Here is a 12,482-nt window from a genome sequence, read left to right on the forward strand (position 1 = left end):
TATCCAGTCGTCTTTAGACGACTTAAGCTTTCAGCCTTGGGTTTAAACCCAAGGCTGAGTAATGCGACAGGTGTAAGATCTGAATTAAAACTCTTTCTAGTTTGATTGCTAGAGAACCTCACTAGCTGATATTCCCTCACCCTGAGACCCAAAATACCACAGGGCGGCAGCAGCTTCTGCCTGCGTAACAGGCTTTTTCGGTTGAAAGAGAGTGGTATACCCAAAAACGCGACGAATAATCGATTGTTCCCCATTCTGAAAATCCGCCAAAACTGCCCGCAACGCCTTCGGATCAATCTTGCCCGCATCCTGGAATCCCCAGGTTTGCTGCACTGCATCTAGAGAGGCTTGCGGTAACCCCTGACGAATATCTAACGGGACTTTCCATAAAACAAGACTTTCCCGGGTTAGGGGTGCATCAGGGCGGAACAGAACCTCTGTAGAATTACCACTCAAAGGACTAGGAATTAACCCCGCTTCTGCTAATCCCTGAATTGCCCCAAAATCTGGGTCAGTTGGTGGTACATCTTGGAAAGCGGGTTGAGTGGTTTCTGAGGCTAAACGGATTTGTTTTCCGGGACTATTCTCATAAATTCGATTATTCGTTTCAATAAGCCAACGGGCATACTGACGGCGAGTAATAATTTTAGTGGCGGCAAATTGTGTACCACTATCCTCTGATTTATTGTTAGCGCTAGAAGAGTCAGGCGTGAGAACACCTAAGGCGGCTAAGTCTTCGACATACTGACGCAATCCAGGCGGAACGTTATCAAAATCAGTGAAGTTCTGGTCTTTACCAGATGCTGAATCAACGGATTCAGTATTCTCTATTGCTGTCTCTGAAGCTTCTGAAGCATCTGACGGTGCTGCTGCTGTCTCGGTACTGCTGCGGAGGTACTGAATCTCAAATTCTGTAATATTTGGATCTGTGTCTGTCTCAGTTGGCGTTTCTTCTGTATCGTTAATGGCAGTATCTGTAGGAATAGAAACCTTAACTTTTAAATCATTCCGGCGCACAATAAAGGAATTCATCCCGTCCTGATTCGGTGCAGAAATAACCTGCCAACTGCCGGATTCAAATGCTCTGCGGTAAAATGCTTGAATATCATTACTAGGGTCAGTGGATGACCAGATAGTACGTTGACCTTGGGCATCTGAACCAGTTAAGGGTTCAACGTTTTGTAATTGAGCATCGGGATAGCGGGGAATTACGGTAGGGAAATCCTCTGGTAATTGCGCCGAAGATGTTTGTTCATTCGTCTGACTCCCCAAAACTGAGGCATTATCCTCCAGTTTAGGGTCTACGGCTAAGGAACGTTCTAAAGATTGACCTGTGGGACTATTGGCGCAGGCGGTCAATACACCCACGAGGCAAGCAACGAAACCCGTAAATAGAATAGGACGTTTATTTAGCAGCACAGGGAACAGAACCAATAGATGTCTCTCTTCTCACGCTAGCGCACAACTTTATTCTTATGTTAATTTGTCCTTTCTGGATTTCCCTCCCATCTCACAGTAGATTCCTCTCCCGTCTCCCCTTTTTAGATCCCCCTCTTCCTATTAGATCCCCCTTCCGTTTCCCTTAAGATCCCCCTTCCGTCCCCCTTAAAAAGGGGGAAGCCAGAGGATGCTTCGCTTTTGGTTCCATGGGGGAGACCAGATGTTGCTTCGCTTTTTGTTATGCGGGGAAGCCAAAGGATGCTTCGCTTTTTTTTCATGGGACAAGCCATTAGTCGGTTTTAACCGACTTAAGCTATTAGCCAAGAACTTGAGTTCTTGGCTGATTACTACCAATGATGCAATTACAAAAATGGCAGCTAGCCTCGTGATTGGCGACGGCGTAAAGCCATACCAGCAAAAGTTAAACCAATGCCAGCAATTCCAGCCAGACCAGAAGGTTCAGGGACTGACTTAAGGTCTCCTTTGAGTGCCACACCATCATTGCCACACTCTAAGAATAAATGACTGACGAAACTATCTCCATTTCTAGGAAGCAAAGCGCGGTCAAATCTAAAGCCATACGTGTGAGAGTCATTCGCTTCAAAGTGACTAAAATCGAGTCCAGCATTACTGAGTTGAGTCCCATCTAGTAGATCAATATCGCCCAAAAATCTACCGGATTGAATCACATTGAGGATTGGAGTATTATTCTTCGTTGGCTTCTGGGCAATGGTGCTGCCATAGAGATAATCGTAGACATCGGCTTTGTCTGGCAAATCAGTACCTTGGGTATTGATTTTGTCAAACTTACTGTGGTTATAGTACTGCTTTAAACTGCCATACCCATCGTTATCTTGAGTTACGCTCATTGCCGTGACATTTTGATAAACCCCAGTACGGCTGACTTGAGAATCATTAGTTTCAGCAAAGCGAATTCCAAATAGATCACCATCATTCATCGCTGTGGTAAAATCTTTACCAGAGAAATTAAAGAACAAATCACCCAATCCAATATTGTTGTCAACCGCTCCTGTGTCTTTATTTCCTTCTAAGGGTGTGCCACCCGTTAGAGCCACAAAAATACTATCGGCTGTTTCTTTCATGGCTAATCCTTTAATGTCATACTTAGCACCACCCGATCCGTCACCGAAGGCATCAATTCCATAGTTCCAGTCGTTGTGCAATTGTCCAGCATTGGCTGGCTGACCCATCATAGAAATTAAGCTAACTACGACCGCCGCACTTCCGATAAACTTAGAAACTTTGTTGGTGTTCATAGCGTCAATTCCCATAAATCAGAATGTTTGCATTTACAATTAAAGCGAATTTAAATAAATTTCTTGTTAATTTAGCGTCTTTTTTTATGATGCTTTGTTAAAATAAATAACTTGAAGAATGCAAAAAGGCAAAAAAAACATCAGGATTTATCATGTAAAGAATTAGATAATAATACAGAATTGTTTAAGGTTCAAATAAACTCTAAATCCCAGTTAAACTAGCAAATGCCTTTGGAGAAAGACGGCACGAGAGTCTCCCTGATCGCCGTTGACGGGGTTGAGGAACGCGATCGCCTGAACACAACCCGAATCAGTCACCCCATCGCTCAAAGAGCTAGAGAGCGTGTTATCTTGGCTGAAAGGCAAACGTTTTGTGGCGCAAGCAAGAAAAGTGACAGCCAGCGATTCTCAGTGCCAACGTGTATGACTTTAAACAAAACGGTAAAAAATTAGTCTGCCAAGGGAGGGACTTCAATACCTGTGGACAAACCGAATCAGTCAACGGTAGCCAAACAATCGACCCCATCTATATCACCGCGATCGAAGTTCTGGCAACAAGTCCGAGAAAATCTACAAATTATTGCGATCGCACTTGCCCTAGCGCTGTTGATTCGAGTCTTTATTGCCGAACCGCGCTACATTCCCTCAAACTCGATGATACCGACATTGAGCATCGGCGATCGCGTGGTCGTAGAAAAAATTTCCTACCACTTCAAACCCCCAGTCAGTGGGGACATCATTGTCTTTGATCCACCACCTCAACTGCAAATGCAGGGGTTTACCAAAGACCAAGCCTTTATTAAACGGATCATTGCTACACCGGGTCAAATCGTCCAAATTCAAGATGGCAAAGTCTATATTAATGGGGAACCGCTAGACGAAGTTTACATTGCCGAACCCCCAAACTATCAGATGGCACCCGTGCGCGTTCCGGAAGGTCAGTTATTTGTCATGGGAGATAATCGCAACAACAGCAACGACTCTCACGTTTGGGGATTCTTGCCTCAACCTAATATTATTGGTCACGCTTGTTTCCGCTTCTGGCCCCCCAGCCGATTTGGTTTAGTTTGATGTCTGTAACTACAGTTGGATCAAATGGCTCAGAAAATAGATGACAATCGAAATCTACGTCAGCACAGATATTGAATCCGATGGTCCCATTCCCGGACCTCACTCTATGCTCAGCATTGCCTCGGCAGCTTACAGCGCAGACAAACAATTGATCGCAACCTTTACAGCCAACCTGGAAACCTTGCCAGGGGCAAAAGGTCATCCCAAAACCATGAAATGGTGGTCACAACAACCAACTGCTTGGGAAGCCAGCCGAGTTAACCCACAACCCCCCGAACAGGTGATGCAGAACTATCACGCTTGGCTAGAAGCATTACCGGGTGAACCGATCTTTGTTGGCTATCCTGCTGGCTTCGACTTTATGTTTGTCTACTGGTATTTGATTAAGTTTGTCGGCGATAGTCCTTTTAACCATTCGGCACTCGACATCCGATCCTATGCGATGGCATTCCTCAAACAAGATTATCGTGAGTCAGGGAAGAAAAACCTACCCCCTGAGTGGTTGGAGGAAATGCCCCTGACCCACGTTGCTCTCGATGATGCAATACAACAGGGAAAATTATTTTGCAATCTTCTGCAAAACAACTTACAACGATAGGCGGTCGTTCCAATTAAGCGTGGAGACCGTCAATGTAAGATTTAATTGTCGGTAATGCCATCATCTTTTCGTAGAAGAAATTATTGACAATTTGCATCACCTCTGCTCGTGCTGCCTCAACTTGGGGACTAAGTGGAACACCTTCTTGCTGACGACTAATGCAGCGGGATAAACGCAGGAGATGACGGGTAATTTCTAATTCCTCTTCCCCTTCCAAAACCTTAATCACTGACAGAATCAGTTCATCCGTTTGATCAAGAATATGATCAATATCAAACACCGCACCTTGGTCGATGGCATCTTTCACCGTTCGCACCAAGGCGTGAACTTGATACAGTAATGCGGCAGGTTCATCAAACAGTTCACGTAGGAAGGCAGCTTCCTCATATTGCCCATTCAGGCGGAAGATGTTGTATAGCCGTTTAGCCGCTTTGCCATAGTTGGGATTATCCGGCTTAAAATATTTTTTAACTTCTTTTTCCAACTGCGTCACATAATCATCCATGACATCAGTCGAAACCTGCTTCACCAGTTTAGAAAAGATGGGGGCAGATTCAGCATCGAGGTAAATCTCTTGGAAATAGCCGTCCAGATAGCCGTCTAAGGGCGTGATTGTACCATCGGGAGCTTCCCAGGTGACATCCAACATATTGCTGGCGTTAGCCAATTGACGGCGCACCGGATCAGCAATCACCCAGTCCAGCTTACACCAACCGGGATCATCGGCGACCGAATCCCAAGTGATGGTCATCGGATTTCCGTGCAAATCGCTGACTTCAATTTGCCCAGCGACAACGTCATCCGGTGACCAGGAGATAGGTGATCCTTTGTGATAGGAATGTTCATCGCGGATCACATCTTGGGGATAGCTACCAAATTTCAGTTCAACTAATTGAAAATTATCACCCGAACGGCTGTTGATGGTTTTCTCACGCATAATTCGGGAGAGAATCTGGCAGGCTTCCGCCCGGGTTGGGGCAATGATATTCACCCGCTCAAAGTAGTCACAGTCCCCTGGGTGAGTTTGAACCTTAGATTGAGCCGCTGAACCTGAGAGCGCTAATGCTGTTTCGACAACACCAGGAATATCGTCAAATTCTACAATTCTGCCGATGGTGCGAAAACGTTCTAGATCTTTGGGGTCAAAATCTAACATACTGACCTTGTGACCGAAAACCCCCGTATCGTGATCAACGGTAATATCACTGTCTCCTGTGGCTTCGGTGATGGAGTTCATCCATCGTTCCAATTCTTGTTCATTGAGTTCAACCCCTAATCGACGGGCAGATTCAATCACGCGGTTGCGTGCCTCTGCCCTTTGATCTGGTGTTGTAGTCATGTCGGATCTCCTCAAGATAAATAATTGATCAAGGATTTGATGAATTAAGAAACATCAAGGTTTCATTATTTTGTCATAGTTTCAACCCTATGTCTCACAGGTTTGGCAATCTTAGTTCCTAAAACCTTGACATAGATTTGGTTTCGAGCATTTGTGACTGAGCTATAATCTTGACAAAGTGTCATTTGTCACACTCGCGCAAGCGAGAAGCAAGCTACGTCTTATGTAAGGGTTTAAGGGCTATTTAGATAACGGGTGGAGTGTTGAGTTGATTTTTACCAACCGACTTAATACCTAAAACCGTCTCGACGAAACCCTGTTTTTATTGCTTAATATGAAAAAACTCTTTTTTATCGCCCTACTTCCTCCTCAAACTATTCAAGACTCGATCATGGAGATCAAGCAACATTGTGCTGATGTTTATGAGAGTAAAGCTGCCCTCAAATCTCCACCCCATATTACACTGCAATCCCCTTTTAAATGGGAAGTCGATGCTGTACCTATTCTCGAAGAATCCCTGAAAAGTTTTGCTCAAACCCGAAAACCCGTTTCCATAACCCTTCAAGGGTTTGGGGCGTTTAAACCTCGTGTTATTTACGTCAACGTTCTGAAAACGCCAGAACTGATCGCGATTCAACAGGATTTAATGGCATATCTAGAAGACTCTTTAGGTATCGTTGATGAGCGTTCTAAAAATCGCTCCTTTTCTCCTCATGTCACCATTGCTTTTCGTGATTTGAAGCGACAGAATTTCCGCAAGGCGTGGACTGAATTTGAGAATCAACCGTTAGACTTTGAGTTCATGGCATCTCATCTCACCTTGTTACTTCACGATGGTCGGCGATGGAATGTGAATGTAGAGTTTCCTTTTTTAACGGGGTAGAGACAATGTGGTATTTAGAACTGTAGGGGCGCACCGACGTGCATTGGTATCAAGGCTTGCGTCCCCACATAAGGATCTCATCCAACTATCAACCCCTCAATGTCATAATATAGCGCTACGCGCTGGGCAATGGGCAATGGGCAATAGGCAATAGTGAAGAAAAACGCTTACCTTACAAGGGATTGAGCGATTTGATGTTTTCTTGATATGTCCTAACCTTAGTGCGTAGTGCTATATAAGATAAAATGACATATAGCATCCTGTAGGCATAACAGCATGGTAGAACTTTGGGCAGCGCTGGGCGTTTCCATCCTCAACGATTTAGTCCTAAAGGAGATCCTTCTGAAACTGGGGAAGGAAGCGCTGGAAGACTATGTAAAAGATTTTTTCAAAGACAGCATTAAATCCGGGGTACAATCTGCCCAACCCGATGTCCTGAAAAAAGCGCTGGGTGAGGCTTTACAGCAATTCCTGAAACTCATCGAAGATGAATTACTCTTATATTTAACCGAAGCCGAAGTCCGAGACAACTATCAAATGGCAATTGGGCGGTTTATCAAAGACGATGACGTTAAACCCCTGTTAGGAAAAGCCTTTGAAAAAGATTGTCGAGTCATAGACGCTAATCAATTAAGGGTAATCTGGGTACAGCGCTATTCTCCCGATATGCCTGCTGGGTTTAACTGGGAGGAGATTACCAAGCCCTATCTCAAAGAAGTTAAACGCATTGTCCGCAATTCGCCAGAGTTAAAAAGGATTTTAGAGTTAGAGATTCTAGAATTAATTGAACAACAGGTTCGAGAAAATGCCAGAATTAATCCCGATTTTAATATATTCAAATATCAAGAAGGATTACGGGAACGCTACAGTCATTTAAACTTATCCAGTTTAGATACAACAGGTTGCGCCTATAATGAACTGAAACTCGGACAAGTCTTCATTCCGCAGAATGTGCGACAAGTTCATCAGGTATTACCCCAAGTCTATGAACTGCCCAAAGAACATCAACGGCGACTGCGAGAGAGTCATCAACTTGACGGGGATGTGTCTCTGGAAGACTTAACCGAATATAAACAGGTTTATTCTCAACAGCCAATTCGTCCGATTGGGGAAATTATTAAAGATAAAGATCGACCCGAACGTCTGTAGGGGCGGGTTTTACCGATAACATGCCTTCAAAAATGGATAACTTCTGTAAACCCGCCCTGTTTCTGGAGTTATAGCAGTCGCCAGGGTCATTAGGACATCAGATGAATGCCGCTTATTGTGTCGATGCACGTTTAGTGTCCTAACCGTTGTGGCGGTTGCTATATCAATTTTTGTAAGTGGATCGCCCCTACAGGAGAACTAAAAACGGGTTAATGCGATTAGGAGAAAAACACTTGGATGAAGCAATGATTCAACCCCTAACGGATATTGGTGAAGTAACCACGCGCATTCTACAATTTAACGGTGAAGACCGCATTTTAGAACGGCAAAATTTGATTGAAGTTAGTCGATATCCTTCGACAGCAGCCCAACAACGGATGACGAAGCCCTAACATCCGCCTGAAGCCCGGAGTTCAAACTCCGGGCTAAGAACTCAAGTCCACTAAAGTGGACTAAAAGCTATATTCAGTCAGCTTTAGCTGACTTGAGCTTTAGGTTCCTTGGGTTTAAACCCAAGGAACCTAGAAATCAAGCCTTTTAAGGCACTAAAGTGCCTACTACGAACAATTACTGTACCACATCCCGCATATACCGATTCCACAATTGTGCAGCTTGGGCGCTACTTCCTCGCGTCGGTGAGTTGTCATCATTGCCTAACCAAATCCCAGTAACTAACTGACGACTGGGTATAAAGCCAATAAACCATAAATCCACATACCGATCCGTAGTTCCGGTTTTCCCGGCTTCTCCAAATCCGATCGCGGCTGAACCGCCTGTGCCATTGCTCACAACCCCCCGTAACATTGTGGTCATCGTCTGAGCAACCGCCGGGGCTACAGCTTGAACCCCCCCTTCCCCATTTTCCTCAAACTCGTAGATCACCCGACAGGTTTTCGGATCATTCTCATCAACACAATCTCCACTATCGAGAATCCGTTGAATTCCATGGGGACGATTCCACACCCCATTATTCGCGATCGCACTATACGACCCCGTTATCTCTAACACATTCACTTCATTTTGTCCAATTGCCAAGCGGGGAACCGGATCAAGCTTCGAGCGAATCCCTAATCGTCGCGCTGTTTCAATCACATTCCCTAATCCGACATCCATTGCCACCCGCACCGCAATCACGTTTTCTGATTGCGCTAAACCCGTGTACATATTCACCGAACCCCCGGAACGTTCACACCCACGTAAACCATAAGCTGGGGCGCAGGAATAGGTTTTTCCCGGTGGAATTCCTTGGTCTAAGGCGGCGGCGTATTCAAACAGTTTAAACGTTGAACCGGGTTGTCGTTGGGCTTGAGTTGCCCGATTAAACTGACTTTCTTGGTAATCGACACCTCCCACCATCGCCCGAATCGAGCTATCTGTGGTATTTAGGGTGACTATCGCCCCTTGAGAAAAGCGTAATTGGCTTCCCGTGGTATTGACAAAATTCCGCAGTTCTGATTTCGCTTTCGCCTGAGTCTGCAAATCGAGACTGGTTTCGACAATAAAGTTTCCTTCTTGCGCCAACTCCGTACCCAGCAGATCCCGCAGTTCCTCAAACACGTAATTATAGAAATAGGGAGCTTTGGTGCTATTCAGGAATTCCCGGGCTTTCGGACTCACCTCAATGCGCGATCGCCTTGCTCGTTTAGCTTCCTCATCACTAATCATCCCCATTGCCCGCATCCGGTTAATCACCCGATTTCGCAACGCCAAGGCGGTATCATAATCCTGCACTGGATTGTAACTATTCGGTGCGGGCAAAATCGCCACCAAAGTCGCAGCTTCGGAAAGGGTTAACTCTTGTGCCGATTTATCAAAATAAAATTGGGCAGCATCTTCAAACCCATAAGCTTCTACCCCTAGATAGATGCGGTTTAAATATGTCCTTAAAATCTCATCTTTACTGTAAAATGTCTCCAGTTTCAGTGCCACAATCGCTTCCCGCAGTTTACGGGCAGCACTATTATCTCGCCCGACATATTCAGTAAACAAACTGCGAGCCACCTGTTGACTAATCGTACTTGCCCCTTCTTTAATTCCACCCCCACGAATATTCCGGACTAATGCCCGCAAAATTCCATAGGGATCGACACCAAAATGCCAATAATAACGGCTATCTTCTGAAGCGACTAAAGCTTTGGGTAGATAAGGAGAAAAATCCGATAACCGTTTCAGTTCTCGGTGAACCTCAGTACGCGGTTGACGCAAAGGAACCTGGTCACGAGAATAGACGACAACGGGTCCCTGAACCCCAACGGGTAGGGGGCGCACCGGGACTTTCAACCATTCAATGCCAATAATTAAAGCAATTAACGCCGTTAATCCACCCACCCCATAGAGACTGTAACGAATAGCGAGAATATACCAAGGTGGCGGATCAACATATTGCAGCTTCACCGAGGCGGCTAATTCTGGTGGACCGATGGTGAGAATATCCCCATGACGCAAAGCTAAGGATGGCAGGCGGCGTTTACCTCGATAAATACCATTGGTGGAGTTTTCATCTTTAATAATAAAGGTTCTGCCCGATCGCCCATAGCGTTCCAAGGACAAATGAACCTGACTCACCACTGGGTTTCGCACCACAATATCGCAGGATTTAGAACTGCGTCCCAGCAAATAGCGATCGCCTAATAGGGGGTAGACTTCCGCCTTATCCGCACCCGCATCTTGCACCCACAGTTCTGGAACTTTGGCATTCGGCTTCAGCGCTAGGGCTTCAAAGTTAACTCTAGCTTGAATCGTCTGAACTGCCTGAGTCAACTGACCCAGAATAGTTTTCGGCGGTTGGGGAGGTTTGGGAGAATTCATATCCTAGTGGATGGTATTAAATCAGGTATCTTTTTCCTGGTGCGAGCGTTCATGGTTCATTGTTCATGGTTCATCGCGTTGTTCGGGAGAGTTAAACCTATCCGTTGCCTGAGAACTTCTACATTACAATTTAGCGTGTCTGAGGAAGGATGGAGTGGGGGAGCTGGGGGAGCTGGGGAAGCTGGGGGAGCTGGGGAAGCAGGGGTTGTAGAGACTCCTCTGATGAAACGTCTGTTGTAGGGGCGGGTTTTACCACTAACGTTTTGTGTTCACCCGGATATAATTAAACCCGCCCCAACCTAACCGTTCAATGATCACAAATGACATAAGGCGAATGACGAATGACCAATCCTAACGCGGTCGCTGGATGAGCTTTTCCAGAATTCGCCGCTTGGCTTTGGGGTCAATGCCAATTAACCGCACATATTCATTATTATGCTCCGCAAGGCGTTCGGCTAACGTCAAAATCACCTCTGATGCTTCGTTTCCTTGGAATGTGCCGCCGCTTTTCCAGGCATTGGTGCGAAAACGCCGTTCATTGGCATACTCTAAACTAAGACGATAGCCTTGGGCTAAGAGTTCGCGGATCTGCTGCTGGATATCTAAATCTATGGACGCGATCAGTTCTAACGGCTGATGTGTCTTAAGGTTAACTCTACTCTCAGTAGTGGCTTGATTGGCTGATCCTTGATTAAGGGTATGGGGTTCTTTGGCTAAACCGTTTCCCTGTCTCTGTGTCTGGGGAGTATATTGACCTGTGATTTGTTGTGCTGGCGGTAACTCAATCGCAGGACTTTCGCGCAGTGCCTTATTATATTCTCGAACTAATCCTGTCTGTTCAACTTGTCTTTGTTCGCCAATCATCACCTGACCGAATTCGATTAAGTGAGATAGTTCAAAATTCGGCTTTTCAAATTCCGGCGGTGCTTCGGTACTGCGAACGACGCGAAAGGAAACTTGATCGAGTCCGACATCATGGATAAAGTGGAGAATCTGTTGATCATAAATCCGCGATCGCAAGGCGCTGAAAAAGTCAATGGCTTGATTGGGAAACTGATCCACCAGTTGTTCGATGTCTCGTCGCGATAGTCCATCAGCCGCGAAAATCCCGCCAACAATGCCAATGCGTTCCTCTCGACTGGGTTCCCAGTAATATTTTTCCATACGACCTTCTCGAATTAACGGCGCATAGAGGGTGGAGAAGTCGTTTCCGGTGACAATAATCGGGACGCGATGCAGGGGATTGGCGTCATAACTCCCAGGGAGTTGCACATCGGTGGGATGATCGGCAATATTCATTAATGTGGCGCTGACGAGTTGAGTATTGACCGTGTATTGAGTCGTGCTGTCAAAACGTCCAACCCCTGCATCCAAGTCATTAATCATTAAAGCGCACATTTTCCCCTGCACCTTAATCATTTCGGCGGCTTCTCGATAACGCAAGCGAATCAGACGCGCCGGATCACCTGCATCCGGACTTTCCAGTTCACCACCAGAGATATGGATGATACCAATCCCCATTTGTTCAAAGACTAACTCGCATTGGAAGGATTTGCCTTCTCCTTTGCGTCCATGAATGCCCAGAATCAGAGGAACCCGTACCCCTTCTAACTCTAGATAGTTTTTGGTAATGTGAACCGCCAGTTTATCCCGGAAGCTGGGCGCGATGTAGTAGGTCATAAATTGAGAGGTCATTGTGCTCGGTAGTCTTTGATATTACCGAATTTTGAGGGTTAGGGGTGATCAAAGGCGGGTAAGTAGGAGGCTTCCCCCTCCCTCACAAGGGTAGGTTTTTTAAGATTGGGGTGAAGGTGAGACAAGGAAGGAAAGTAGACCAGTAGACAAGGAAGCTTTTTCACGAAAAACAGGGCGTTTCGGCTTTTTACAGTTAGCTTGACAGAACAAAATTCTGTACGG

The 12,482-nt window shown here is 45.7% G+C and carries 12 protein-coding genes; 6 read left to right on the forward strand and 6 right to left on the reverse strand.

The window, feature by feature from the left end; genetic code table 11:
• Positions 1-108: 108 nt before the first annotated feature.
• From RIG66_RS31110 to RIG66_RS31120, 3 genes are all read right to left on the reverse strand, one after another.
• On the reverse strand, positions 109-1,419 hold the full coding sequence (locus tag RIG66_RS31110; RefSeq protein WP_446383587.1) for an S-layer homology domain-containing protein: 1,311 nt from the start codon (positions 1,417-1,419) through the stop codon (positions 109-111).
• Positions 1,420-1,817: 398 nt separating this feature from the next.
• Positions 1,818-2,717 carry a PEP-CTERM sorting domain-containing protein gene (locus RIG66_RS31115; RefSeq protein WP_446383589.1) on the reverse strand — a complete coding sequence of 300 codons (900 nt, stop codon included), beginning with the start codon at positions 2,715-2,717 and terminating at the stop codon, positions 1,818-1,820.
• 213 nt (positions 2,718-2,930) lie between these two features.
• Positions 2,931-3,083: a hypothetical protein gene (locus RIG66_RS31120; protein ID WP_446383591.1), complete on the reverse strand. Its 153-nt coding sequence runs from the start codon at positions 3,081-3,083 to the stop codon at positions 2,931-2,933.
• Positions 3,084-3,191: 108 nt separating this feature from the next.
• Between RIG66_RS31120 and lepB the strand changes: the two genes are divergently transcribed.
• Entirely contained in the window at positions 3,192-3,788 is a 597-nt protein-coding gene (lepB, locus tag RIG66_RS31125; protein ID WP_446383609.1) for a signal peptidase I, read from the forward strand.
• A 40-nt stretch (positions 3,789-3,828) separates the two neighbouring features.
• Complete coding sequence (locus tag RIG66_RS31130; protein WP_446383593.1) at positions 3,829-4,386, forward strand: 3'-5' exoribonuclease domain-containing protein; 558 nt, start codon at positions 3,829-3,831, stop codon at positions 4,384-4,386.
• Between the two features lie 13 nt (positions 4,387-4,399).
• Here RIG66_RS31130 and RIG66_RS31135 read toward each other — a convergent pair whose 3' ends face one another.
• Complete coding sequence (locus RIG66_RS31135) at positions 4,400-5,725, reverse strand: hypothetical protein (protein WP_446383595.1); 1,326 nt, start codon at positions 5,723-5,725, stop codon at positions 4,400-4,402.
• Positions 5,726-6,050: 325 nt separating this feature from the next.
• Between RIG66_RS31135 and RIG66_RS31140 the strand changes: the two genes are divergently transcribed.
• The 3 genes from RIG66_RS31140 to RIG66_RS31150 all read left to right on the forward strand — a co-directional run bounded on the left by RIG66_RS31140 (position 6,051) and on the right by RIG66_RS31150 (position 8,149).
• Positions 6,051-6,608, forward strand: coding sequence for a 2'-5' RNA ligase family protein (locus tag RIG66_RS31140; RefSeq protein WP_446383597.1), 558 nt, complete (start codon positions 6,051-6,053; stop codon positions 6,606-6,608).
• A gap of 276 nt (positions 6,609-6,884) precedes the next feature.
• Positions 6,885-7,757, forward strand: a complete 873-nt coding sequence (locus RIG66_RS31145) for a hypothetical protein (protein ID WP_446383599.1) — start codon at positions 6,885-6,887, stop codon at positions 7,755-7,757.
• A 212-nt stretch (positions 7,758-7,969) separates the two neighbouring features.
• Complete coding sequence (locus RIG66_RS31150) at positions 7,970-8,149, forward strand: hypothetical protein (protein ID WP_446383601.1); 180 nt, start codon at positions 7,970-7,972, stop codon at positions 8,147-8,149.
• A gap of 175 nt (positions 8,150-8,324) precedes the next feature.
• Here the strand turns inward: RIG66_RS31150 and RIG66_RS31155 are convergent, their stop codons facing one another.
• Positions 8,325-10,565, reverse strand: a complete 2,241-nt coding sequence (locus RIG66_RS31155; RefSeq protein WP_446383603.1) for a transglycosylase domain-containing protein — start codon at positions 10,563-10,565, stop codon at positions 8,325-8,327.
• A gap of 51 nt (positions 10,566-10,616) precedes the next feature.
• Here RIG66_RS31155 and RIG66_RS31160 point away from each other — a divergent pair, with 51 nt between their 5' ends.
• On the forward strand, positions 10,617-10,805 hold the full coding sequence (locus RIG66_RS31160; RefSeq protein ID WP_446383605.1) for a hypothetical protein: 189 nt from the start codon (positions 10,617-10,619) through the stop codon (positions 10,803-10,805).
• Positions 10,806-10,916: 111 nt separating this feature from the next.
• Here the strand turns inward: RIG66_RS31160 and RIG66_RS31165 are convergent, their stop codons facing one another.
• Entirely contained in the window at positions 10,917-12,245 is a 1,329-nt protein-coding gene (locus tag RIG66_RS31165; protein WP_446383611.1) for a ribulose bisphosphate carboxylase small subunit, read from the reverse strand.
• Positions 12,246-12,482: the final 237 nt, after the last annotated feature.

This window comes from Coleofasciculus sp. E2-BRE-01 (assembly GCF_040221695.1).
Lineage (GTDB): Bacteria > Cyanobacteriota > Cyanobacteriia > Cyanobacteriales > Coleofasciculaceae > Coleofasciculus.